The sequence below is a fragment of the Holophaga foetida DSM 6591 genome, from assembly GCF_000242615.2.
Classification (GTDB): Bacteria; Acidobacteriota; Holophagae; order Holophagales; family Holophagaceae; genus Holophaga; species Holophaga foetida.
In genome coordinates this window covers 3,234,441-3,259,204 of record NZ_KI912268.1, presented here as the reverse complement: position 1 = coordinate 3,259,204, position 24,764 = coordinate 3,234,441, and the positions used below count along the sequence as shown (strand labels likewise).

The following is a 24,764-nucleotide window of genomic DNA, read 5'->3' as shown; positions in this document are numbered from 1 at the left end:
GCTTAGCTTCGTGCGATCCTATTGAAGATCCACCAACCCTGCGTGCCCCATGCCCCTGCCCCTCTCCGATCTCGTCAAGCACTATGACCGCCCAGGCCCGCGCTACACGGGCTACCCCATGCCCCCGGTGTGGCAGGACGGATTCCCCGAATCCGAACTCCTGGCAGCCCTGGAACGGGCCAACGGGGAGTCGGCTCCTCTCTCCATCTACGTCCACCTGCCCTTCTGCCACCGCAAGTGCGCCTACTGCGGCTGCAACGCGATCATGAGCCCCCGCTACACGCCGGTGGAACCCTACCTCCAAGCCCTGGAGGCCGAAGTCGGGCTCTGGGCGGAGCGCCTGCCACTACGCCGCCAGGCCATCCAGCTCCATTGGGGCGGGGGCACCCCGACCTTCCTCAAGAGCCCAGAGCTGGAGCGGGCCTTCCGGGCTGTCACGCGGCACTTCCAGCTCCTGCCCGGGGCCGAGGTGGCCATCGAGGTGGACCCCACCTTCCTGGAGCCGGACCAGCTCCCCACCCTGCGCCGCCTGGGCTTCAACCGGGTCTCCTTCGGCGTCCAGGACCTGGACGAGCGGGTCCAGGCCCTCATCACCCGGGGGCAGACCTGGGGGCAGACCCTGGGCACCGTCCAACAGGCCCGAGAACTAGGCTTCGAGGGCATCAACCTGGATCTGGTCTACGGACTGCCAGGCCAGACCCGGGGGACCTTCCGCCGGACCCTGGAATCCACCCTGGAGCTGAGGCCGGACCGCATGGCCATCTACGGCTTCGCCTACCTCCCCAAGATGCTCCCCCACCAGAAGAGCATCCCGTTGGAGACCCTGCCCCCGCCGGAACTCCGCCTTGAGCTGCTGCTCATGGCCACGGAGATCCTGGAGGCCAACGGCTACGTGGCCATCGGCATGGATCACTTCGCCCGGCCCGATGACCCCCTGGCCAAGGCCGTCCGGGAGGGCCGCCTGATCCGCAACTTCATGGGCTACGCCGTCCAGGCCGGCAGCGACAGCCTGGGGCTGGGCCCCAGCGCCATCTCCAACCTGGCCGGGGTCTATGCCCAGAACGAGAAGGTCCTGATCCGCTGGGAGCGGGCAGTCAAGGAGGGCCGCTTCGCCGTCCACAAGGGACACCGCCTCTCCCAGGACGACCTCATGCGCCGCTGGGTGATCCACCACCTCATGGGCAGCTTCGAGCTGCGTTGGAAGGAGCTTCTGGAACGCTGGGGCGTGGACGGTCCATCCCTTTTCAGGGAGGCCATCGAGGAGCTTCGGGCCGAGGAGCCCTACGGCACCGTCCGGGTCACGGAGGAAGGGGTCTTCGTCACCGAACTGGGCAAGCGCTTCGTCCGGAACATGGCCATGCCCTTCGACGCCTACATGAAGCGCCTCGCATCAGGAACCGAATTCTCCAGAACGGTATAGGGTTTCCCCGGCCCAGCCGCCGAAGGCGAGACACGGCGACAGTCGCTGTCAGTTCATGCCTGGAATCCCTGGTGCTCAAAGTCCAGGCGAGGATGCAGGCCCGCCAGGAACGGAGCCATTGCAAAAGCAGAACCGTCCACAGATGCACACAGATGCACACCGATAAAGAAATGGTCTGCTGGCGGGGCACCTGGGTCTACCCCGCAACGCGGGGGCGGACGGCGAAGCCGCCCGCGTTCAGCAAGGGAGAGGGAGGCGATGGCACGCACGCGTGCCTCTGCCTCCCTCTCCCTTGCTGAACCAGCCCCAGGCGCCCAGGTGGACTTCTTTGATCGGTGTCCATCCCCTGCATCTGTGGATGAAACTGCTTTTGCTTCTTTCCTCGAAGAAAGCGCGATTCACCGCCCCGAACTGAACGACTATTTATTCTTTTGTTTGCGAATGCGTATCAGAGCTGCTTTGCAAGGTCCACATATCAACGGGACACCACAGCAGCTGATGATAATCAAAAGTAAGTACATGATTATCATTCAATTAAGATAAATCAGAAACACTTCGCTTTTGACAGGGGCACAGCGGCGGAATCGGAAATCCATCAAACTATTTTATACATCCATAAAAAAGTTTAAAGTAGTCAATACCAAATATAAGCCTTAGACTGATCCCATTAATCCATATTTTTCCTACCAACTGTCTCGCGGCCTCACCTAACGTGCCTTTTAAATGGTTTAGGAAAGGTCTACCTATCATTCCACCCACCCCGCAAGGCGAAGCGCCTTGCTCTCAACCCAACCCTATGAGGACACCATGAAAAAAACCTACGCGTTCCTGAGCGCCCTTGCGTTCACCACCGCTGGCTATGCAGCAGCTCCTGCCGAGGCACCGGGCCTGAAGTTCACGGGCTTCCTGCAGTACCGGTACGAGTGGATCAAGAATCCAGAGGCCCTTGCCGAAGACACGATGACCATCGACACCAATGGCGACCATACCCCCGATACCGGCTACGTCTCCGACCCCTCCACCGAGGGCAATGCGGGCATCGATGGCAAGAGCCAGACCGAGACCCTGCTCTGGTTGAATATTGACAACCAGTTCGATGGCCACACCCGCTTCCATGGTGCCGCCGTTGCCCGGAGCCTGGGTGGGCGCACCACCAGGACCAATCTCGCCATCTACGAAGCTTATGTGGCCGCCAAGTTCGGACCTGCCGAAGTCGCCGTGGGTCGCTTTCTTTCGGACACTGGCCTGGGCATGATCGCTGGCGCCCCCTTCATGGACGGCATCCACGTCTCCGTGGGCAACGAACTGGTCAAGGGTCAAGCCTACGTCACCAAGTTCGGCAACGTCCATAGCGCCCAGGAGTATCCGGACGGCCTGAACGGACACATGACCTTCGCCTCCGGTGATCTAAAGATCATGCCCATCAAGGGCCTGACAGTGTCCCTCTCCTACTTCGCCGATGTCACCAGCGATGGCAACGCCAATCTCTACAAGGCCTACAAGGCTGGAGCCGAGTACCGCTACGTATCCAACAACATCCCCTGGTTCACCGTCATGGGTGAATACGGCAAAAACAAGGCGGATGGCGCCAAGAACCTGAATACGCCGCTCAATGCCTATTACCAGCCTATCGGCGAAGCCAAAGAACCCGCGGCCTTCATCGCGAGCGCCAAGGTCCTGGGGGCCCACCCCTTCATGCCGGGCACCGGCGGCTTCCAGATCCAGTATCGCAATGCGGATGCCGGATTCGATGCCATGGGCATGTGCAATCCCCTGCTCGTCAACAATCCCTTCAACTGGATGACCCCTTCAGCCGGCGGCATCATGGACAACTGCAAGGGCATTGAGATCTCCGGCGAAATCACCCTGCTGCCCCGCACGATCCTGAAGGCCGCCTACGGGATGATGAAGGTGAAGGATATGAGCGCCCTCCAGTGCCTGAGCACGCACAACGTCGGCGGCTCCCTCCGCACCGATGACACCAAAAACTACTTCAGTGCCCAGATCTTCTATCTCTTCTAGGAGGTGACGCACGAATAGCACCGTTCACTAGGTTATTCGCAGTAGGAAGGGGGCCTGGGTGGGTCCCCTTTCTCTATCGGCACCATCCCTTGGGGCAGCATAGAATTCATCTATACCAATACATACAACTTCTTTTAAACCAACAAATAAGCAGAGATGTAGACTTCAATCATCCTTCACACCAAAAGAGCAGCCCAGAAAGGAATCCGCCATGAAGGCTCCTCAGGAACTCTATGCAGAACGCCTCAACCGCATCCTGACTGCCGCATCGCTCGGCACGCCGGACCGGGTACCCATCGTCACCGGGGGAACGATATTCTCGGGTCTCCATACCGGAGTCACCCCCGGCGCCTTCTGCGCCAGCCCCCAGGTGGCTCACGAGGCCATGCTGAAGTCCCTCCAGAAGGCCGGAGAGGTGGACGGCACCCAGTTCGCCGTCTTCAATCCCCACTTCCTGAGCCTCCTGGGCCTGGCCAAGGTCCAGGTTCCCGGTGTGGAACTCCCGGAGGATGCCCCTTTCCAGGTAGATGAGCAGGAACTGATGACGCCGGAAGACTACGACGCGATTGCCGACCAAGGCTGGAAGGCCTGGGTCGAGGGCTACCGTTTCCAGCGCCTGGACAACCTGATGGCCAAGGTGGGGCCGACCTTCGGCTACCTCCCCACGGCGATGAAGAACTTCGCCATGGCCGGGATTCCGGTCATCTCGCCCATGATCACCATGACGCCCTTCGAGTCCTTCATGGGGGGCCGCACCCTGGTCAAGTTCATGCGGGACATCTTCACCCAGCCGGACCGGGTCAAGGCCGCCGCAGACACGGTCCAGGCCGAGCGGCTGGCCGAACTCAGGCACATGATCGGCGTGACCAGGCCCATCTCGATCTTCGTGGGCTTCGGCCGCTCCAACCGCGGCATGATCTCCAAGCGGTTCCAGGACAGATTCGTCTACCCCTATGCCCGGGAGATCGTGGACACGATCATCGAAGCGGGCTCCATCCCCCTCCTCCACTGCGACCAGGACTGGTCCGAGGACATGGACTTCCTGAAGAGCCTCCCCAAGGCCAAGTGCATCCTGCAGCTGGACGGCTCCACCGATATCTTCAAGGCCAAGGAAAGCATTGGAGACCACATGTGCCTGATGGGGGATGTGCCGCCCAACCTCCTGGTCCTGGGCAGGCCGGAGGAAGTCCATGCCTATTCCCGCAGGCTCATCCGGGAGATCGGCCCCTCGGGATTCATTCTCTGCCAGGGCTGCGATCTCCCTTCGAATGCCAAGCCTGAGAATTTCGAGGCCATGGTGGCGGCTGCGACAGGACGTTAGCGGCAGATCATGAACCCAGCAGCCCCTTTTCAATAGCTATATCATTTTCTCAATCATTTCATCCTTCCGATCCTATCTATCCTGTTCAAAATTATTTACAACAGGATAGACAGGATCGGCAGGATAAAAGCAGAAGGGAATGGGGCAACAACGAGGCGTTGCGTCACTCTGCTCCAGGTGCCAGATTGGGGAACCAGACCTGCCAACCTTCCACACCACCCCCTCGGGAGAACCCATGGATATCCGCCACCTGGATATCTTCGTCACCATCGCCGAATGCCGGACCTTCACGGAGGCCGCCAAGCGCCTGTCCATCACCCAGGCCTCCGTCAGCTATCAGGTTGCGGAGATGGAAAAGCGGCTCAGCATGCGCCTCTTCATCCGGGATCGCGCCTCGGTGCGTCTCACCAGCGCCGGAGTCATCCTCTACGAGGGTGGGAAGAAGATCCTGGCGACCATGGGTGACCTGATCGAAGAGGCCCGCTCGGCTGACGAGGGACGCCAGGGCAGCCTGAGGATGGGCTATGTGGGCTCTCTGGAGCCTTTCCTCTCCGAGGCCATGCGCAGACTCCACCGCGAGCACCCCGCCATCGACCTGAGCCCGGAGCGGCTCAACATGGAAGACATCTGTGTGGCCCTGCTCGCGGACAAGCTCGACATCGCGATCACCTATGACATCGGCCTTATCCGGCGGCCCGATGTGCAGCGCCGCACGCTGTTCACCGACACGACCCAGGTGGTCATGAGCCTGGATCACCCCTTGGCCTCCCGGAATTCCCTCAGCCTGAAGGACCTGGTCGAGGTGCCCCTGGTCCTGATCTCCCGGGAGGCCAGCGGGGCTTCCCGCCAATGGCTGCTGAACCAGTTCGCCCAGGCAGGCGGTGTTCCCGGAACGATCCTGGAGGCGGCCACCCCGGAAAGCCTCCTGCTCAGGGTGGAATCAGGACTGGGCGTCACCCTCCTGGCCCGTCAGGTCCTGGAGAACATGCCCCAGTTCAAGGTCCGCTGCATTCCGCTGGAGGAGGAACTCCCGGTGGATACGGTGGTGCTGTGGAAAGAACAGAACGGCAACCCCTGCATCCCCATGTTCCTGCGGGCGCTGGAAATCTAGCGTTCTTTTCGTCTGAGCCTCGCTGATGAGCGGGCAGCGGAACAAGAGTCCCTACAGAAGCCCAAGTGCCAGCTGGGGGTAGGAGCGCACAACCGCCTCGCGCCTGTCTGCATCCACCACAAGGACAAAGGCCATGCCTTCGACCGTCGCGGACACGCGATGCGGACGCTTTCGCAGGTATGCCTCGAGTTCCAGCAGCCCATGGGGAAGGTCGTCGGGCCGCACAAGCCGCGAGCCTTCTTCCCCTTCGAGCCTGACTTCACCCATGACGAGCTGGAAGAGCTTGTCGGCGGGTTCGCCCGCGGAGAAGAGCACATCCCCGGCATCGGCCATGCGTTTCTCGGGAGCCAGGGAGAACCTCGACTGGAGATCCTTCAGGTTGTCGTTGGTCTCGATCAGGCGCTGGGCCAGCTGGCGGAAGATGATCCTCAGCAGCGCAGGAAACTGCTCCACGATGACTTCGATATGATGCTGTTTGAGACACAAGGCGAGGGTCCGGCCGGAAGAGCGCACGGATGCGGAACGGCGCTGGGTTCCGAAATAGGCCATCTCCCCGACGATGGAGGGCAGGCAGGGATCCACCGTCACCGTGGCAAGGATCGTGGGTTGGGCCCGACGCACCTCCGGAGCGCGTGCGACGACGTAGGCGCCGTCCAGGACAATGAAGAGCTCTTGGGACTCTTCCCCTTCGCGCATCAGGTACTCGCCATCGCGATAGACCCGGGGCTCGATATCAGGGCACTGGCTCAGGAGAGCCGGGAGTTCCGTGCCCTCGTCCAGGTTGAAGTGGCTGACGTCAAAGGTGTCTGGCATTCGGACTCCGCCGGAAGGCCCTAGTAATCAAAGGAACTCCCGCCGATGAACTCTCGCAGGATGGAGGTGTGGGGAACCTCGTCGGAAAAGACGGGCACGAACATCCGGAGGAAGTTGAGCAGGCGGTAGGCCTCACCGAAGGATTCGTCATCATTGGGCACCTCCAGGAGGAAGCGCTCGGCGTACATCCGCAGCACAGCGGGTTCGTAGATCAGGGTGGAGTTGAAGAGCACATCCGCCTCCTCCTGGAAGGGGTAGATGTTGCGCTGTTCGCCCCGGAGCACCGATCCCCACATGGCGATGGTGCGGCTGGCGCTGTGGCCCCGGTACTTGCGGTCCCGCACGATGCGGCGGATCAGGCGGACATCCGTGGTCATGATCCGATTGTGATCGTCCAGACTCAACTGAGTAAGGGCGCTGATGTAGATCTTGAGCTTACGGTCCGCATCGACGGCAGCGGTCAAGGCAGGATTCAGCCCGTGGATCCCCTCCACCATCAGGATGTCATTGGGCCCAAGCTTCAGGGACTCGGTCTTCCGGGCACGGGTGCCACTGAAGAAGTCGTAGGTGGGCACTTCCACCGTCTCCCCGGCCAGGAGCTGCTCCATGTGCTGGTTGAAGAGGGCCACATCCACGGCCTCCAGACACTCGAAGTCCGGCTTCCCGAATTCGTCCAGGGGCGTCTCGTCCCGACCTACGAAGTAGTTGTCCGTGGAGAGGGTGATGGGACGCAGGCCGTTCACCCGCATCTGGATCATGAGGCGTTTGCTGAAGGTGGTCTTGCCGGAGGAGGAGGGCCCAGCGATGAGCACCAGCCGCACCCGATCCTTCCGGGCCGCCACGACATCTGCGATCTCGGCGATCTTCTTCTCGTGGAAGCCCTCGGCGATCTTGATCAGTTCGTCGATCTCCCCCGAAAGACAGCCCCCGTTGAGCTCCCCCACATTCGTCACCCCCAGGATGCGATTCCAGTCCTTGGTCTCCCGGTAGATCTGGAAGAGATGGGGCTCGGGGAGGAAGGGAGGGATGGTATCGGGCTCGGTCGTGCTGGGAAAGCGCAGGATGAAGCCGGAAGCATAGGCCACCAGCTCAAAGCGATCGATGAGGCCCGTGGAGGGAACCACCGGCCCCTGCTGGATGTCCTTGAAGACCCCGCAGCCCACCAGCTTGACCTCGATCCATCGGGTGGTCGTGAGGAGTTTGACCTTGTCCTCGTACCCCTCGGCCTGGAAGTATTCCTTGGCCTCGGCGCTGGTGAGGGTGCTTCGCTGGAAGGGCCGGTTCTCCGCCACGATCTGCCGCATCCTGGTCTCGACCTCCCGGAGGCAGTCCTCGGTCTGGGGCGTCTCGCACACCAGTTCGAAGTGGTAGCCCCCCGCCAGAGACTGGCCCACGATGATCCGGGCCGCAGGGTGCAGTTCCTTGATGGCCTCGAAGAGGATCAGGCAGGCCGAGCGGCGATAGACCGCCGTCCCCTCCCGCTGCCCGTAGGCCACAGGGGTGAGATGGCAGGCATGCTGGATGGGGGTATCAAGGCTCACCAGTTGCTGGTTCAGCTTCGCCGCCAGGGGCCGACCCCCCCGGGGGGGATAGCGCTTGAAAAGTTCACTGATCCGTTCGCCAGCCTTGAGGGGAAGCCGCTGGCCCTCCATAGTGATCTCGATCTGGGTCATGAACACGTCCTTTGGAGGAGTCTATCGGAAGTCTGCTGGCGTCACATGATGGGGCGTGGCACCCCCCAAGCGTTCAGGGCGTGTTTCAGGAATAAATGAATTAATTAAATATATATCCACATTCACCCCCCGGATCGCACAGGTCAGCGCCACCCCCTGCCAGCCACAGGTGGTCACAGGTGGTCACAGGCGATTAACCCATTACTTTCAATGAAACAGAGACATTATCAGCTTGACAAAAGCACCCAGTTCAGCTTAAATTTCGAACGATCGATCAACGCCAAGTGATGGCGACAATGCACTGCGTTCAAGAAGACCAGGAGAACTCCATGGGAGATTTCGCTTCGGATCCCTATTACCGCACCATCAAGGCTCAGAGTGCCCGGTGGATGGCGGTAGTCTGCCTTGTGGCCACGGCAGGTGCGGCCCTCGGGTGCAAAACGACCCCTCCCCCCAGGCCCCTTTCAGAGGTGTCTTTCCAGGTCATCGCCCCCGAACGGACGGTTCTGACCACCGAACTCCCTGGACGGACCTCGGCATTTCTCGTGGCCGAAATCCGCCCCCAGGTGAACGGCATCATCCAGAAGCGGCTCTTCCAGGAGGGCTCGGACGTCAAGGCAGGGAGCACCCTCTACCAGATCGATCCGGCCCCTTACCAGGCGGCCTTGGATCAGGCCCAGGCAGCCCTGTCGATCGCCGAGGCCGCGCTCCCCACCGCCCGTTCCAGGGCCGAGCGCTCCAAGAAGCTTGTGGCCATCCATGCCGTGGGACAACAGGAGGCCGATGAGGCCGAGGCCGCCCACCAGCAGGCCATCGCCAATGTGGCGGCAGCCAAGGCGGCCGTGGACAGCGCCCGGATCAACCTCTCCCACACCCCCATCAAGGCCCCCATCTCAGGACGCACGGGCATGTCCAGCGTTACCGTCGGCGCCCTGGTCACCGCCTACCAGGCTACGGCCCTGGCCACCGTCCAGCAGCTCGACACCATCTACGTGGATGTCACCCAATCCAGCTCCGATCTGCTCCGCCTCCGCAAAAACCTGGAGAGCGGACGGATCAAGAGCGGCAGCGGCGAACGCAAGGCGAAGCTGATCCTTGAGGACGGCACGACCTACCCCCTGGAAGGCAAGCTTCAGTTCCGGGACGTGACGGTGGATCCGGCCACGGGTGCCATCACACTGCGCATGGTCTTCCCCAATCCCAAGCGAATCCTCCTGCCTGGCATGTTCGTCCGAGCCGTGATCGAAGAGGGGATCAGCGACCAGGCCATCCTGGCCATGCAGCAGGGCGTGACCCGCGACCTCAAGGGCAACCCCATCGCCATGGTCCTGAACGCCTCCAACCAGGTGGAGCAGCGCGTCCTCACCGTGGACCGCACCATCGGCAACAAGTGGCTGGTGACCAGCGGTCTCCAGCCCGGCGACCGCCTCATCGTGGAAGGCCTCCAGAAGATCCGGCCGGGCATCACCGTCAAGGCTGTGCCCTTCCAGGCCTCGGCCGCCGGAAAGTAGGAGAGTTTCATGTCTGAATTCTTCCTCAAACGCCCGGTATTCGCCTGGGTCATCTCCATCGCCATGATGCTGGGCGGCATCCTGGCCATCTACTTCCTGCCGATCTCCCAGTACCCGTCCATCGCTCCGCCCTCCATCAGCATCAGCGCAACCTACTCCGGTGCCTCCGCCAAGACCATCGAGGACAGCGTTACCCAGATGATCGAGCAGAAGATGACGGGCCTGGACCAGATGCTCTACATGTATTCCACCAGCGACTCGGCGGGCAACGCCCAGGTGACCCTCACCTTCGCCCCCGGCACCGATCCGGACATGGCCTGGGCCAAGGTCCAGAACAAGCTCCAGCTGGCCCTTCCCTCCCTGCCTGACGTGGTTCAGCAGCGCGGCGTCACCGTGAGCAAGTCCACCCGCAACTATCTGATGATCGTGGGTCTCACCACCGATGACAGCAGCCTGGACAACGCCTCCCTGAACGACTACGCCTCCTCCAAGCTGGAGTCCACCCTCTCCCGGGTCCCGGGCGTGGGCGAGGTGACCATCTTCGGCACCGGCCTGTCCATGCGGGTATGGTTCGATCCCGACAAGCTCACCCAGTACGGCCTGACCCCCGCCAACGTGGCCACCGCCGTCGGCGCCTACAACGTGGAGGTCTCCGCCGGCCAGCTGGGCGGTGCCCCCACGCTCCCCGGCCAGCGCATGAACGCCTCAATCCTGGTGCAGTCCATGCTCACCACCCCCGAGGAGTTCGCCAACATCCCCATCCGAACCAATGCGGATGGCTCCGTGGTCCGGGTGAAGGACATCGGCCGCACCGAGTTGGCCTCTGAGTCCCCGGACATGCGGATGTCATTCAACGGCAAACCCGCAGGCATGATCGCCATCCGTCTGGGGGCCGGGGCCAACGCCCTGGATACCGCCAACGGTGTGAAGGCCAAGATGGCGGAGCTTTCCAAGTTCTTCCCCCAGGGCATGAAGGTCGTTTACCCCTATGACACAACCCCCTTCGTCCGGGTGGCAATCAACGAGGTGTTCAAGACCCTCATCGAGGCCATCATCCTGGTGTTTGTGGTGATGTATCTCTTCATGGGCAACCTCCGGGCCACCCTGATCCCCACCATCGCCGTGCCGGTCGTGCTTCTGGGCACCTTCGGCGTCCTGGCCCTCTGCGGTTACTCCATCAACATGCTGACCATGTTCGCCATGGTGCTGGCCATCGGCCTCCTGGTGGACGATGCCATCGTGGTGGTGGAGAACGTCGAGCGCGTGATGAGCGAGGAGGGCCTCTCCCCCTGGGAAGCCACCCGCAAGTCCATGAAGGAGATCAGCAGCGCCCTCATCGGCATCGGCCTGGTGCTTTCCGCGGTCTTCGGCCCCATGGCCTTCTTCCCGGGCTCCACCGGCGTCATCTACCGTCAGTTCTCCGTCACGGTGGTGGCTTCCATGCTGCTCTCCGTGCTGGTAGCCCTGATCCTGACCCCCGTGCTCTGCGCGAGCCTCCTCAAGCCGGTCCCGAAGGGACACGAGGCCGCCGAAACCGGATTCAAGCTCCTGCGCCCCTTCTTCCTCTGGTTTGACCGCACCTTCTACAAGGTCCGCGATGCCTACATGCGCTTGGTCAGCCACGTGCTGGGCAAGAAGGTCCGCTACGGCGTGGTCTTCCTCCTGATCATCGTTGCCATGGGCTACTCCTACAAACGGATGCCCACCGGCTACCTCCCGGATGAGGATCAGGGCTCCCTGATGGCCATGGTCCAGCTTCCTGCGGGCTCAACCCTGGAGCAGACCGAAGCCTTCTTGCAGAAGGTCCGGCAGCACTTCCTGGTGGATCAGGCCGATGCGGTCAAGTCCTGCATGACCGGCGCCGGTATGAGCTTCGCGGGCAGCGGCCAGAACCAGGCCCTGGTCTTCGTGCAGCTCAAAGACTGGCACCTGCGCGAAAAGCCGGGGCTCAAGGCCCAGGATGTGGCCGGCAAGGCCATGATGGCCCTGGGCGGTTCAAAGGATGCCTCCTTCTTCGCCTTCGCCCCCCCTCCCGTCACCGAACTCGGCACCGCCACAGGCTTCGACTTCATGCTCCAGGACCGCGGCGATCTCGGCCACATTAGCCTCACGGGCGCCCAAGGCCAGCTCCTGGGCGCCGCCGCCCAGGATTCCCGGCTCACCCGGGTCCGTCCCAACGGCATGGCCGATGTGCCCCAGTACAAGGTGGACATCGACTGGGCCAAGGCCGGTGCCCTGGGGGTTTCGGTCAGCGACATCCAGAGCTACGTCTCTGCCGCCTTCGGCAGCGACTACATCAACAACTTCGTCCAGGGCGGCCGCGTGAAGCGCGTGTATGCCCAGGCTGACGCCCAGTTCCGCACCAGTCCCGAGGACTTCAACCGCATCCACATCCGCAACAGCAAGGGCACCCTCGTCCCCCTCTCGGCCATCGCCACCAGCCGCTGGGTCTATGGTTCCCCGCGCCTGGAGCGCTACAACGGCTTCCCCGCCATGAACATCCAGGGCGAGGCCGCCACCGGCAAGAGCACCGGCGAGGCCATGCAGGCCATGGAGGAGCTCGTCAAGAACCTGCCCCAGGGCGTGAGCTCCGAGTGGACCGGTCTCTCCTACCAGCAGCGCATGTCCGAGTCGCAGACCGGCCTGCTCTACAGTTTCTCGATCCTGGTGATCTTCCTGGTGCTGGCGGCCCTCTATGAGAGCTGGACGGTGCCCATCACGATCATCATGGCCTTGCCCCTGGGCGTGATCGGCGGCGTGCTCGCCACCTCCCTGCGCGGGCTGTCCAACGACGTCTACTTCCAGATCGGTCTCCTGACCGTGCTGGGCCTCACCACCAAAAACGCCATCCTCATCGTCCAGTTCGCCAAGTCCGGCATGGAGGAGCAGGGCCTGAGCCTGATGGATGCCACCCTAGAGGCGGCCAAGCTCCGGCTGCGCCCCATCCTCATGACCTCCATCGCCTTCGGCTTCGGCGTGCTGCCCCTCGCCATCGCCTCCGGCGCAGGCGCAGGCGCCCAGGTTGCCATCGGCACCTGCGTGCTGGGCGGCATGATCACGGCCACCTTCCTGGCGGTGATCTTCATCCCACTCTTCTACGTGGCGGTGGTCCAATTTTTCAGCCGGAAGAAGAACGTAGAAACCAGTCTCCCGGTGGAGGAGTGACATGAAGACTCTAAAGCTCCTCCCCGTCCTGGGGCTCCTCCTAGCCACCGGATGCAACCTGACACCCAAGCTCGACCGGCCCGCCGCCCCGGTGCCGCCGGACTGGGGGCGTCCCGCCCAGGAGGGGGCCCCCCAGGCCGCCGCCCTGAACTGGAAGGAATACATCACCGACCCGGGCATGCGGACCGTCATCCAGATCGCCCTGGACCACAACCTGGACCTGAGGGCGGCCGCCCTCAACGTGGAGAAGGCCCAGGCCACCTACCGAATCCAGCGCGGCAACATCCTGCCAACGGTGGGTGTCCAGGGGACTTCCACCAACTACCGCGTCTCCGAGAGGCAGGCCAGCGATGGCCAGGCCTACGTCTACCGCCAGAACACGGCCTATGCCGTTGGGGTCTCCTGGGAGCTGGATTTCTTCGGCCGACTCCGCAGCCTCAAAGACCAGGCCCTGAACACCTACCTCGCCACGGAGCAGGCCCACCAAGCCACCCAGATCTCCCTGGTGGCCACCGTGGCCCAGGCATACTTGCAGTGCGCGGCGGATGCCGAGTGCCTGGCCTTGGCCCAGTCCACCCTGGAGGCCCATAAGGCCACCCTGGACATGCAGGGCAAGAGCTACGAGGTGGGCGTGGCCTCCGAACTGGATCTGAAGCAGACTCAGAGCCAAGTCGAGTCCGCCCAGGTCGAGGAGGCCCGCTACAAACGCCTGGTAGCCCTGGACCGGAACGCCCTGGACCTGCTGGCCGGCCAGTCCCTCAGCGCCAACCTCCTGCCCTTGGACCTCAGTCGGGTCCAGGAACTGAAGGACGTGAGCGCGGGTCTATCCTCCCAGGCGCTCCTGGGTCGACCCGACATCCTGATGGCCGAGTACCAGCTCAAAGCGGCCAACGCCAACATCGGCGTAGCCAGGGCGGCCTTCTTCCCCAGCATCAGCCTGACCTCCGGCCTGGGCGCCATGAGTTCCGAGGTTTCGGGCCTCTTCCAGTCCGGCAGTCGGACTTGGCTCTTCACCCCCACGATGCAGATGCCGCTTTTCTCCGGCGGTTCCCTATGGGCCAATCTCAAGGTCTCCAAGGTCAGCAAGGAGATCGCGGTCGCCGATTACCAAAAGGCCATCCAGACGGGTTTTCGGGAAGTGGCGGACGGGCTTGTCACCCGCGAGTCCCTGGTGGACCAGGTGAAAGCCCAGCAAGCCCTAGTGGCCTCCCTGGACACCGCCCACAAGCTAGCCAAGGCCCGCTACGAAGCGGGCATGGACGGCTACCTGAACGTCCTCGTGACCCAGCGCTCACTCTTCAGCGCCCAGCAGGCCCTGGTAGCTACCCGTCTGGCCCAGCAGACCAACCAGATCACCCTCTATAAGGCGCTGGGAGGGAGGCTGTAGGCTCCGGCAGGTAGATCCGCCAAATAGGGCGAAAGGGCATGGCAGAAGCACGACTCTGCTTTCCCTTTCGCCCTTGGCAGCAAATACGTTATTGATTCGTACCCTCCTTTTCAGTCCTTACCAACGATCCGATCCAGGGCTAACCTAGCTCCATGCACCCCACCGCCATCGTCCTTCTCAACCTGGGTGGCCCCGCATCTCTGGACGAGGTGCAGCCATTCCTGCTGAATCTCTTCCAGGACCGGGAGATCATCAAGCTGGGCCCGGCCTTCCTCCAGCCCCTCATCGCCCGGCTCATCGTCGCGTCCCGCCTCCTGGAGGTCCGGACCCGGTATGCCAGCATCGGAGGCAGGAGCCCAATCCTCCCGGAGACCCAAGCCCAGGCGGTCGCCCTGGCCCAGGCCCTGGCGGAGACCGGGCACCCCATGGAGGTCCGTCCCGTCTTCCGCTACAGCCCCCCCAGGGCAGGTGGGGTCCTTCGGGAATTGGCGGGGCTGGGCATCCGACGCATACTGCCCGTGACGCTCTATCCCCACGCCTGCAACGCCACTACCGGCTCCAGCATGGGCGAGCTGAAACGGGAGGCCGCTGACCTGGAGCTGGAGATCCTGCCCGGCGTTCAGTCCTATGCGACCGACCCTGGCTACCTGGACGCCCTGGAGGCTTTGCTGCGGACCACCCTGGCCCAGGCTCCGGGCGCAACCGTGGTCTTCAGTGCCCACAGCCTGCCCCTCAAGCAGATCCAGGGGGGGGATCCCTATGAGCGCGAGACCCAGGCCACAGTGGAGGCCCTGAAGGCACGCCTGGGGGATATCCCCGGGGGCTATCGCCTGGCCTACCAGAGCAAAGTGGGGCCCGTGGCCTGGCTGGAACCCTCCCTGGGTTCGGTCCTCAAGGAACTCGGGGGCCGCGAGGTCGTGGTGATGCCGATCAGCTTCGTGGGGGAGCACATCGAAACCCTCTTCGAGCTGGATATCGAGTACCGGGAACTGGCAGGGAAGTGCGGCGTGACACGCTTCCTCCGGGTGCCCGCCCTGGGGACGGATCCCACTTTCATCGGCGCCCTGGCGCACCTCGCACTGCAAGGACTCTCATGAGCACCCTCGTTCTCGGCGCTGGCATCTCCGGACTCCTCGCGGCCTGGCACCTCCATCGCAGAGGGGAATCCGTGGAGGTCTGGGAGGCTGAGTCGCAGATTGGCGGATGGATGCAGACCCTGCCCTGGCCCACCCTGGACGGCCGGGAGGGCCGCATGGAGCGGGGCCCCCAGGGGCTCCTGGTGGCTCCCGGCAGCGCCACGGATCTGCTCTTCAAGGAACTGGGGCTGTCCCTGAACAGCCCCGGCAAGGGCGCCCGGTGGGTCGGCAAGGGCCAGGGCCTCATCTCTGTGCCCGCCCACCCCATGGGCCTTGCCTTCACCCCACTGATGTCCATCCGCACCAAGCTGCGTATGGCTCTGGAGCCCTTCCAGCCGGTGCGCCCGGCGGAACCCGAAGAGAGCCTCTACGACTTCATCGCCCGCCGGGCAGGCAAGGGCATGGCCGACGAGCTCCTGGCTCCCATGGTGGCGGGCATCCTGGCGGCCCCCCCCAAGGTCCTGAGCGTGGACGCCATCCCCAAGCTGCGGCAGTGGGAAGCCTTCGGCAGCCTCTTCAACGGAGTGCGCAAGTCCGGCATCAGCCACCTCATGGTCCCCGAGGGCGGCATGGGAAGCCTTCCCAAACGTCTGGCAGAGCAACTCCCCCAGGTGCGCACAGGACTGCGTGCGACGGGCCTGGAGCCTTGCGCCTCCGGCTGGCGGGTGAAAGCCCAGGGGGAGAGCCGGGAAGTGGCGCAGGTCATCCTGGGCCTTCCGGCTTTCGAAGCGGCGGCCCTTCTGGCCCCCGTGGCCCCGGCCAGTGCCCTGGCACTGGAATCCATCCCCTACACTTCCGTCAAGCTCTGGCACAGCCGTCACGCCCCCCTGGCCCCCTTCAAGGACGGTTTCGGCTTCCTCATCGACCCGGAATTCGGTCGCCCCTACCTGGGCACCCTGGTGCCTTCCTGGATCGATCCGGGGTCGGCTCCCTCGGACCTCATGCAGCTGCGCAGCTTCATCGGGGATTCGGCCCTGTGGGAGGATCCGGAACCGGATACCCCCAAGGATTGGCTCTGGACCGCGCGCCATCTCCGACGCTGGCTCCCGGAACTGGGGGAGGCCTTCCAGACCCACGAGGAGATCAGTCCCAACGCCATCCCTCGCCCGGTGGTAGGCCACCGGACCTGGGTGCGGGAGGCCCTGGAAGGACTTCCGAAGGGATTGGACTGGATCAGCAACGCCCGCTTCGGCGTGGGCGCCCGGGATGTCATCGAAGGGGTGCCGGAGGCCCTGGATTAAACCGCTGTCCAGGAATAACATGAGCAGGCATCCATACAAGCGACATAAGGGACCTTAGCGGAACGACCTGAATCGCACAGGTGGTTCAGCAAATGCCCCATGGAAGCCGCAGGAGTTCAATCCTGAAGCTCCGCTCGTCGATGGAAAGCCAAGTTCTTCAATCAGACCCTCCATGCCCCTCACTCTCACCCTCACCCTCCTGGCAGTCCCGCTCCTGGCCCTGGGGGCGGCCCTGCTTGCGGTTTGGAGACTGAAGACGGGGCTCCAGAAGGTCCAAACCATGGATCAACTGAACCGGGAGCGCTTCCACAAATGCCTTTCCGGGGTCCATGACCTCGTGTGCGAAGTGGACCACGAAGGGCATCTGACCTTCATGAACAGCCACTTCAAGCACGAGTTGGGATACACATCCGAAGAATGCCTGGGACGCCGTCCCTCTGAATTGGGAATCATTCCCCCCGATGAACTGGAGATGCACCGGGAGGTGCTGGCCAAGGCCCTGGCCGTGGGGAACACTCCGCCCCTGGAACACCGGATGAAACACAAGGGCGGGGAGCTGCTGCGCTATGAAAGTCGCGCCACGGTTTTCATCCATCCCATGGGCGAGAGGCGGGTCACCATCATCTCCCGCTGCATCGAAGGCGAACGGCAGACCCAGGAGCAACTCCATCAGACAAGCGCCCTCCAAAGCCTCCTGCTGGACAACAACGCCCTGGGCATCGCCCTCATCAGTCACCACACCATCGACTGGGTCAATCCCAGGTTGGCGGAGATGCTGGGGGTACCCCAGGAGCAGCTCCAGGGCGCCCCTTCGGATATCGTGGAGAGCAGCCTGGGGACTGGGGAATCATTCAGAGAAAACGCCATTCAACCCCTATCCCGAGGCGAGTGGTTCGATCAGGAAGCCGAGTTCTACAGGTCCGACAGCACCCCTTTCTGGGGTCGGGTGATGGGCAAGGCCCTCCACCCCGAGAACGTGGATGCGGGCACCATATGGCTTCTGGAGGACATCACCGCCCGCCACCATGCCGAAGTGGCCCTCCGGCAATCCCTGAAGCTGGAAAGCCTGGGCATCCTGGCTGGGGGCATCGCCCACGACTTCAACAACCTGCTGGCTGCCATCCTGGGGAACCTCAACCTCGCCCAGAGCAAACTCCCCGAGGACTCCAAGGCCCTGGACTACCTGGAACGGGTGGAACGCACGGTGATCAGGGCCTCGGACCTCACCCGTCAGATGCTGGCCTACTCCGGCCGGGGCCAGTTCGTGATCAAGCCCCACGACCTGAACCGGGTTGTCGAGGAGGTGACCCACCTCCTCCAGGCCTCCCTCTCCAAGAAGATCAGCCTCCGGTTCAAGCTGAGCCCCGGACTCCCCCCCTTCATGGCAGATGCGGCCCAGATCCAGCAGGTGGTGATGAATCTCGTGACCAACGCCGCGGACGCCATCGGGGAGGGCGAGGGATCCATAACCATCGCCACGGAATTCCAGGCCCTGGATAGGGCATTCATCTCCACGACCTTCCCCACGAACCACCTGCGCCCAGGCCCCTATGTCGTCATGAGCGTGGAGGATACGGGGTGCGGCATGAGCCGGGCAATCCTGAACCGGATCTTCGACCCATTCTTCACCACCAAGCTCACCGGGAGGGGCCTGGGGCTATCAGCCATGCTGGGCATCCTCCGGGGGCACGATGCCGATATCAAGATCTACAGCGAAGAGGGCAAGGGCTCGGTCTTCAAGGTCTTCTTCCCGGCCTCGATCAACGGACCTGAAGCTCCCTTCGAAGTCGAAGAGGAGACCACGGAGCTATTCTCCGGGAAGACCCTGCTGGTGGACGACGAGACCGTGATCCTGGAGATCACGCACGCCGCCCTGGGAGCCCTGGGCTTTGAGGTGGTGACGGCCGGGGACGGCCTTGAGGCCCTGCAGATCTTCAAGAAGAGCCCCTACGACTTCGACCTCGTGCTGATGGATGTCACCATGCCACGGATGGATGGCATGGAGGCCTTCGACGCCATGCGCCGAGTTCGCCCCGATGTGCCCGTAATCCTCACCAGTGGCTACAGCGATCTGGAGTCCCTCCAGGGCCCCCTGGGACAAGGCCTGGCGGGTTTCCTTCAGAAGCCCTACCAGATCAAGGATCTCCGGAAGGCCATCAGGGCCTGCCTCCAGGGGAAGTGATAGAGAAAAAGACACCACACTATATCTTGAGCTTCCGCCGCAGCATCCCGAGCATCATGTTGCCCTCGGGAACCCGCAGGGCGAGGATCGCCAGGAAATAGACGAGGGAGCCGACGGCAATGAGGGGGAACAGCCGCAAGGCCATGCCCCAGAAGCCATGGAAGGTCCCCAGTCCCCCGAAACGCCCCCCCAACCAGACCGCCAGCCCCATGGGCACACTGGCGCAGACCATTCCACCCCAGCCCCGCAGCACCCGAGCATAGGGAATCCGCGGCATCTGCCGGGCCAGACTGGGGAGCAGCACCGAAAGCCCAGCCAGGCTCGCCAGACCGTTGGCCAGGGCGATGCCCCGGGTCCCCAGGGGACCCATCAGGAGTGCGGAGAAGAGCACATTGGCCCCGAGCCCCACCAGGGCGGCGTAGGCGGGGGTCCGGTAGTCCTTGAGGGCGTACAGGCATTGGGCCACGATCCGTCCCGTGGCGATGAAGAGGAGTCCGACGCACTGGTAGGCCAGGGTGTCACCGGTCCAAGCCACGGTGGCTGCCCCGTAACGACCACTCTGGAAGATCAGGGAGATGATGGGCCTGGCCAGGACCGCCATGCCCACACTGGCCGGAATGGCCAGGAGGGCCGTGCCTCGCAGAGCCCCAGCCAGGCTGTCCCGGAGCCCGTCCATGTCCCCGGCGTCCACCAGACGACTCATGACCGGCAGGCTGACGGTGGCCACACTGGCGGAGAAGAGCCCCAGAACCATCTCTCCCATCATGTTGGAGTTGAAGAGCACCGTCTGGGCCCCCACGGCGAGGTGGGAGGCCAGGAAGGTGGAGACGAAGACATTGATGGGGTGGACGCCGGTGCCCAGGAGGCCGGGGGCCATGCGCTTGAGGGCCTTCCTGACACCGGGGTGGCGCCAGAAGAAGCCCCATTGGATGCCATAGCCCAGCGTCCTGAAGGTAGGCCAGAGGACGAAGAGCTGGACCAGTCCCCCCACCAGCACGGCCAGGGCGAAGAAGAAGCTTGCCCGCCGGGGATCCTGGGCCGCCCCAGGCACCCACGTCATGCAGCCGTAGCCGAAGACCATGAAGGCGAGGTTCCAGAAGGTCGAGACGGAGGCGGGAAGGCCGAAGCGGCCCTTGAGGTTGAGCACCGCCGCAAGCCCGGCGGTGAGGCTCACCAGGGCCAGGTAGGGGAACATGATGCGCCCCAGGGCAGTGGTGAGGATCAGATCCTCGGGAGCGGGACGAGTCCCGGAGAGCACCTGCCCGAGGAGGATCAACTGCTGCCCCAGGGGCGCCCCGGGGGAAAGGCGCCCCATCATCAGGAGCCCGGTCAGCACGCCCATCAGCAGAATCCCGGCCACGCAGAGCAGCAGCAGAACCATGGCCAGGGTCCCCAGGAACCGTGCAACAAGCTCGCGCCCCGCCTCCGGACCCTCCTGGGCCTCGGTCTCGCTGAGTGTGGGCAGGAAGGCGCTGGTCATGGTGCCCTCCGCCGTGAAGCGCCGCAGGAGATTGGGCAGGCGGAAAGCCACGAAGAAGGCGTCCGCCGCCGGCCCCGCCCCCAGGAAAGCCGCCAGCAGCCGGGACTGAAGCATGCCGGAGATCCGGGAGAGGAGGGTCATGAGGCCCACCACCACTGCCGAGCGGAGGTGGGAGGAAGGGGCTTTGGACGGTTCTGCCATGCCTCCATTCGACCATGAAACCAGCCAGGGTTACCCTCCGGGAGCGCAGAGATCACAGCCAGGCCACACCAGTGGAACATCCTGAGGCATGCCACGCGTACGTGCCGTCTTCCTCTCGGATCTCCACCTGGGCACCCGGGCCTGCCAAGCTGAGCGCCTGTTGGCGTTCATGAAGGAGCATCCAGCCGAAAGTGTCTACTTGCTCGGAGACATCGTGGACTTCTGGGCCATGGGGCGCTCACTGCATTGGGCGGGATCCCACAACACCGTGGTGCAGAAGCTTCTCCGACGCGCCCGCCGGGGGGAACAGGTGATCATCGTCCCGGGCAACCACGACGAGGCCCTCCGGGACTACTGTGGGAGCGACTTCGGGGGGATCCGCCTGGAGCGGGAATGGATCCATGAAAGCGCCGATGGCAGGCGCTTCCTGCTGGTCCATGGCGATGAGTTCGATCACGTGACCCGGTATCACAAGTGGGTGGCCCTCCTTGGGGACACGTCCTACAACATCCTGGTGCGGATGAATCTCTGGATCTCCTGGTTCAGACGGCAGCTGGGCCTCCGGGGACACTGGTCCCTGGCAGGCTATGCCAAGCGGAGAGTCAAAACGGCCCTTGAATACCTCTTCGAGTTCGAGGGAAACGTGCTCCGGGCAGTCCGGGCCAAGGGACTGGATGGCGTCATCTGCGGGCATGTGCACTGGGCCAAGATCCACGAGCATGACGGCCTTCTCTACGCCAATTGCGGAGACTGGGTGGATAGCTGCACGGCCATCGTCGAGCACCTGGACGGGCGGCTGGAGGTGGTCGAGTGGACGGAAGACGCCCTCGATTCGGGCCAGAGAACAGACGCACAGGAGGTCTTGACATGAGGGTGCTGCTCCTTTCGGATGTCTACTTCCCCCGCATCACCGGGGTCTGTACAGCCCTCCAGACCTATCGGGCCCAGCTGGCCCATATGGGGGTTGAGACCCACCTCATCGCCCCAGCCTACGGGAAGGGGTGCGAGGAACCGGGCATCACCCGCCTATCCTCCCGTCCCGTCCCCTTCGACCGCGAGGATCACCTCATTCGCCCATCCCTCTTCAAGACCACTGCGATACGCATGGCCAGGGATTTCGATGTGATCCACATCCACACCCCCTTCTCCGCCCATGGAGCGGGACTGGCGGCAGCCCGAAAGCACGGCCTCCCGGTGCTGGCCACCTACCACACCCTCTTCGAGGAATACCTCCACCTCTACGCCAAGTTCCTCCCCAGAGCCTTCACGCGAACCCTGGCCCGGCGCCTTTCCAGGCGACAGTGCAACCAGATGGATGGGGTGATCGTTCCATCCACGGCCATGGCCCAGCGCCTCAAAGACTACGGCGTGAGCAGCCCCCTGCATGTGCTGCCCACGGGCATCCCGGTCGAACGTTTCACAGGGGGTGACAGGCGGCGCTTCCGGGCCTCCCAGGGAATCTCTCCGGAGCGGACAGTCGCACTGTTTCTGGGCCGGATGGCCCACGAGAAGAACCTGCACTTCCTGCTGGAGGCCTTCCGGCAAGCCTTGGCTGAGTGTCCGGACCTGCTGCTAATCCTGGCCGGGGAAGGGCCCGCGGAACTGGAGATCAGGGCCCAGGCCGCAGCCTGGGGCATGAATACCTCCGTGCGATTCCTGGGCAACATGGACCGGGTCCTGGCCCTGCCAGACTGCCTGGCAGGGGCGGATTTCTTCACCTTTGCCTCCCTGACCGAAACCCAGGGACTGGTGCTCCTGGAAGCCATGGCGGCGGGACTCCCCGTCGTGGCTTTGGGGGAGATGGGCACCCTGGACATCCTCAAGCCCGAGTCGGGGGCCAAGGTGCCGCCCAACGATGCCAGGGCCTTCGCCATGGCGATGGCGGAAGTCGCCCGCAACGCAGAACTCCGTCAAAGCATGTCCGAGGCTTCCCGAGCGTGGGCCTCAAGATGGTCCGACCGCAGCTTGACCCAGCGCCTTGCGGATCTCTACCAGCTGGTTGGGATGCGCGGGGACAGACCAGGGCAGCCCCTGATGGCCAACCCTCTGGTGCAATAGAATGGAACGCATGATTCCACCCCCCTTCCGGCAACGCATCCCCTACGGCCCAGAGCCTTCCCAGTTCTATGAGCTCTGGCTACCGGAGGGGCCTCTCCGGGGAGCGATCCTGGCGATCCACGGGGGCCTCTGGCTTTCCCGATACGAACTGTCGCACCTGAACCCGATCTGCGCCGACTTGGCCGCCGAGGGCTTCGTCGTGGCCAACCTGGAATACCGGCGTGTCGGCAACCCAGGCGGGGGATGGCCCGGGAGCTTCGAGGATGTCCTGACGGGATTCAAGGCCGCTCGCTCAGCCTTCCCGGATCTCCCATGGAAGGTCCTGGGGCATTCGGCGGGGGGCCACCTCGCCCTGCTGCTGGGCTGCGCCTCCCAGGCCATGGAAGCCGTCCTGGCCCTGGCCCCGGTTTCCTGCATGGCCTGGCCCCCACAATCCCCCCTGTGCCAGGAAGCCATCGCCGATTTCCTGGGGGGAGATCAGGCCGAGATCCCCGAGACCTACCGGGAGGCATGTCCTTCTGAACGTGCGTCCACAGTTCCACGATTCCTGATCCATGGGACGGCGGACGACATGGTGCCCGTAGAGATGAGTCGCCACTTCCTGTCCAAGAGGCAGGCCGACCCGGGCCCCGTCAACCTCCTAGAGATCGCTGGTGCAGACCACTTCCAGCTGATTGATCCGGCGTCGAACGCTTGGCACACGATCCGGGCCCAGGCGACAGCCCGCCAGCACCATTAAGCCGTTCCATACCGACATTCGGCGATCACACAACCCGATCAAGCCATTCCACACCGACTCAGGCACGCAGTCTGCTGTCACCACCCCCAGTGTCAAGCTCCCTGGGGTAATCATGTCGATCAAACACCTGTTTCCTCTCACCATCGTCTCCCTCCTGGCCTGCGGCGGGGGGGGCGGTGGTGCAACCATAGCCAATGGCACCTTGTCCCTCAAACTCGGTAGCGATAGCACCTCCAGCTACTCCAAAGTCTATGCCAGCCTCCAGAAGGTCGAGTACAAGAGCAGCGGTACTTCGACATGGAGCACTCTGGCCGAGGTGGAAACCACCTATGACCTCCTCGCTCTGCAGAACGGCAATAGTGCAACCCTTGCATCTGCAACCTCTCTGAAGCCAGGCACCTACTCCTTCCGCCTCACATGGGCAGGCGAGAACTACGCCTACCCATCCAAGTATCCTGGTTTCCTCCAACGGGCAGACAATTCGACGGAGTACCGGATGACCCTGCCCACCACCACGTCCGTCTCCGGCACGGTGGACGTGGCCGAAGGCTCACTCACCACCGCTGAGATCCTATTCTCCGGCAACCAGATCGCCCAGAAGCACGCCTCCCTCTCGGTGCCTTACACATTCCAGGCCACAGCGCAGGTCCTGGATCTGGCGAACTGCGCAAGGATTCTGGGCCAAGCGACCAGCGGCAGCACCCCCCTGGAGGGGGCCGAGGTCTTCGCGGAAACCGTCGACGGTAGCGGCTTGGCAACGGTTCAGCGGCGAGCTCTCACGGACAGCAATGGCCAGTTCGTGATGGAAGGCCTTCCCATCGGCAAGATCTACTACCTTGCCTCCCAGCCTGGTACCGCAACTCTGGCCTATGGTGCCGTCAGCACCAGCCCGATCACTGCCAGCAGCGCCACCGACTTCAGCGCCAACCTCTCCTTCACCTCCAGCATGGCCCCCGGCAGCCTGGATGTGTCCGTCACCCCAATCTCCACAAGCTCCCAGGGCACGTGGGTAGAACTGCGCGAGACCCTGGCAACCGCCACGGGAGTGTACAAGACCCTCGTGGTCCGATCCCAAACCGTGGACACGGAAACCGCCAAGGACACCACCTCGTTCACGGGCCTGCTCCCCAGCACCTACGGGATCATGGTTCAGCGGAGCACCAGCGGGGGCGATGCCAGCGCGTCGACAGGAAACGAAGAGCTCGTGGAAACCGGTGCCACCACCACCGCCGTGGTCGCTTATACCGACTGAAAGACTGGCGAATCTTCTCCATGTGCCACAGAATCAGTGAGCATTTCGTCGG

The 24,764-nt window shown here is 63.5% G+C and carries 18 protein-coding genes; 15 read left to right on the top strand and 3 right to left on the bottom strand.

Going from position 1 to position 24,764, the window contains the following annotated elements; all coding sequences use genetic code 11:
* Window positions 1-49 precede the first annotated feature (49 nt).
* The 5 genes from hemN (at window position 50) to HOLFODRAFT_RS0214680 (ending at window position 5,874) form a co-directional block, all read left to right on the top strand.
* A complete protein-coding gene (gene hemN, locus HOLFODRAFT_RS0214695; RefSeq protein WP_005034428.1) occupies window positions 50-1,420 on the top strand; it encodes an oxygen-independent coproporphyrinogen III oxidase in 1,371 nt (456 codons plus the stop codon).
* A gap of 258 nt (window positions 1,421-1,678) precedes the next feature.
* Window positions 1,679-1,963: a hypothetical protein gene (locus HOLFODRAFT_RS24615; protein ID WP_148300464.1), complete on the top strand. Its 285-nt coding sequence runs from the start codon at window positions 1,679-1,681 to the stop codon at window positions 1,961-1,963.
* A 264-nt stretch (window positions 1,964-2,227) separates the two neighbouring features.
* The gene (locus HOLFODRAFT_RS0214690; RefSeq protein ID WP_005034426.1) at window positions 2,228-3,442 is read left to right on the top strand and encodes a hypothetical protein; all 1,215 of its coding nucleotides are present in this window, start codon (window positions 2,228-2,230) and stop codon (window positions 3,440-3,442) included.
* 211 nt (window positions 3,443-3,653) lie between these two features.
* The gene (locus HOLFODRAFT_RS0214685) at window positions 3,654-4,763 is read left to right on the top strand and encodes a uroporphyrinogen decarboxylase family protein (protein WP_005034424.1); all 1,110 of its coding nucleotides are present in this window, start codon (window positions 3,654-3,656) and stop codon (window positions 4,761-4,763) included.
* Window positions 4,764-4,998: 235 nt separating this feature from the next.
* Window positions 4,999-5,874, top strand: coding sequence for a LysR family transcriptional regulator (locus tag HOLFODRAFT_RS0214680; RefSeq protein ID WP_005034421.1), 876 nt, complete (start codon window positions 4,999-5,001; stop codon window positions 5,872-5,874).
* Between the two features lie 51 nt (window positions 5,875-5,925).
* Here HOLFODRAFT_RS0214680 and HOLFODRAFT_RS0214675 read toward each other — a convergent pair whose 3' ends face one another.
* Together HOLFODRAFT_RS0214675 and HOLFODRAFT_RS0214670 are read right to left on the bottom strand one after the other, a co-directional pair.
* A complete protein-coding gene (locus HOLFODRAFT_RS0214675) occupies window positions 5,926-6,687 on the bottom strand; it encodes a cyclic nucleotide-binding domain-containing protein (RefSeq protein WP_005034419.1) in 762 nt (253 codons plus the stop codon).
* Between the two features lie 20 nt (window positions 6,688-6,707).
* Entirely contained in the window at window positions 6,708-8,360 is a 1,653-nt protein-coding gene (locus tag HOLFODRAFT_RS0214670) for a nucleoside kinase (protein ID WP_005034417.1), read from the bottom strand.
* Window positions 8,361-8,689: 329 nt separating this feature from the next.
* Between HOLFODRAFT_RS0214670 and HOLFODRAFT_RS21575 the strand changes: the two genes are divergently transcribed.
* The 6 genes from HOLFODRAFT_RS21575 to HOLFODRAFT_RS23420 all read left to right on the top strand — a co-directional run bounded on the left by HOLFODRAFT_RS21575 (window position 8,690) and on the right by HOLFODRAFT_RS23420 (window position 18,982).
* The gene (locus tag HOLFODRAFT_RS21575) at window positions 8,690-9,871 is read left to right on the top strand and encodes an efflux RND transporter periplasmic adaptor subunit (protein WP_005034415.1); all 1,182 of its coding nucleotides are present in this window, start codon (window positions 8,690-8,692) and stop codon (window positions 9,869-9,871) included.
* 9 nt (window positions 9,872-9,880) lie between these two features.
* Window positions 9,881-13,036 carry an efflux RND transporter permease subunit gene (locus tag HOLFODRAFT_RS0214660; protein WP_005034413.1) on the top strand — a complete coding sequence of 1,052 codons (3,156 nt, stop codon included), beginning with the start codon at window positions 9,881-9,883 and terminating at the stop codon, window positions 13,034-13,036.
* A 1-nt stretch (window position 13,037) separates the two neighbouring features.
* Window positions 13,038-14,423 carry an efflux transporter outer membrane subunit gene (locus HOLFODRAFT_RS0214655; protein ID WP_005034411.1) on the top strand — a complete coding sequence of 462 codons (1,386 nt, stop codon included), beginning with the start codon at window positions 13,038-13,040 and terminating at the stop codon, window positions 14,421-14,423.
* A gap of 152 nt (window positions 14,424-14,575) precedes the next feature.
* On the top strand, window positions 14,576-15,520 hold the full coding sequence (hemH, locus tag HOLFODRAFT_RS0214650) for a ferrochelatase (protein ID WP_005034408.1): 945 nt from the start codon (window positions 14,576-14,578) through the stop codon (window positions 15,518-15,520).
* Window positions 15,517-16,800, top strand: a complete 1,284-nt coding sequence (locus HOLFODRAFT_RS0214645; RefSeq protein ID WP_005034406.1) for a protoporphyrinogen/coproporphyrinogen oxidase — start codon at window positions 15,517-15,519, stop codon at window positions 16,798-16,800. The genes hemH and HOLFODRAFT_RS0214645 overlap by 4 nt, the downstream gene beginning before the upstream one ends.
* 172 nt (window positions 16,801-16,972) lie before the next feature.
* Window positions 16,973-18,982, top strand: coding sequence for a hybrid sensor histidine kinase/response regulator (locus tag HOLFODRAFT_RS23420; RefSeq protein ID WP_005034404.1), 2,010 nt, complete (start codon window positions 16,973-16,975; stop codon window positions 18,980-18,982).
* Between the two features lie 19 nt (window positions 18,983-19,001).
* On the opposite strand, the gene murJ is transcribed toward HOLFODRAFT_RS23420, so the two are convergent.
* On the bottom strand, window positions 19,002-20,663 hold the full coding sequence (gene murJ / locus HOLFODRAFT_RS0214635) for a murein biosynthesis integral membrane protein MurJ (RefSeq protein ID WP_005034401.1): 1,662 nt from the start codon (window positions 20,661-20,663) through the stop codon (window positions 19,002-19,004).
* Between the two features lie 88 nt (window positions 20,664-20,751).
* Here murJ and HOLFODRAFT_RS0214630 point away from each other — a divergent pair, with 88 nt between their 5' ends.
* The 4 genes from HOLFODRAFT_RS0214630 to HOLFODRAFT_RS0214615 all read left to right on the top strand — a co-directional run bounded on the left by HOLFODRAFT_RS0214630 (window position 20,752) and on the right by HOLFODRAFT_RS0214615 (window position 24,712).
* Window positions 20,752-21,534 carry a UDP-2,3-diacylglucosamine diphosphatase gene (locus tag HOLFODRAFT_RS0214630; protein ID WP_005034398.1) on the top strand — a complete coding sequence of 261 codons (783 nt, stop codon included), beginning with the start codon at window positions 20,752-20,754 and terminating at the stop codon, window positions 21,532-21,534.
* Window positions 21,531-22,721, top strand: a complete 1,191-nt coding sequence (locus tag HOLFODRAFT_RS0214625; protein ID WP_005034395.1) for a glycosyltransferase — start codon at window positions 21,531-21,533, stop codon at window positions 22,719-22,721. Before HOLFODRAFT_RS0214630 ends, HOLFODRAFT_RS0214625 begins: the two co-directional genes overlap by 4 nt.
* A gap of 10 nt (window positions 22,722-22,731) precedes the next feature.
* The gene (locus HOLFODRAFT_RS0214620; RefSeq protein ID WP_026939351.1) at window positions 22,732-23,460 is read left to right on the top strand and encodes an alpha/beta hydrolase family protein; all 729 of its coding nucleotides are present in this window, start codon (window positions 22,732-22,734) and stop codon (window positions 23,458-23,460) included.
* Window positions 23,461-23,572: 112 nt separating this feature from the next.
* On the top strand, window positions 23,573-24,712 hold the full coding sequence (locus tag HOLFODRAFT_RS0214615) for a DUF4382 domain-containing protein (protein WP_005034390.1): 1,140 nt from the start codon (window positions 23,573-23,575) through the stop codon (window positions 24,710-24,712).
* The last annotated feature ends 52 nt before the right edge of the window (window positions 24,713-24,764 follow it).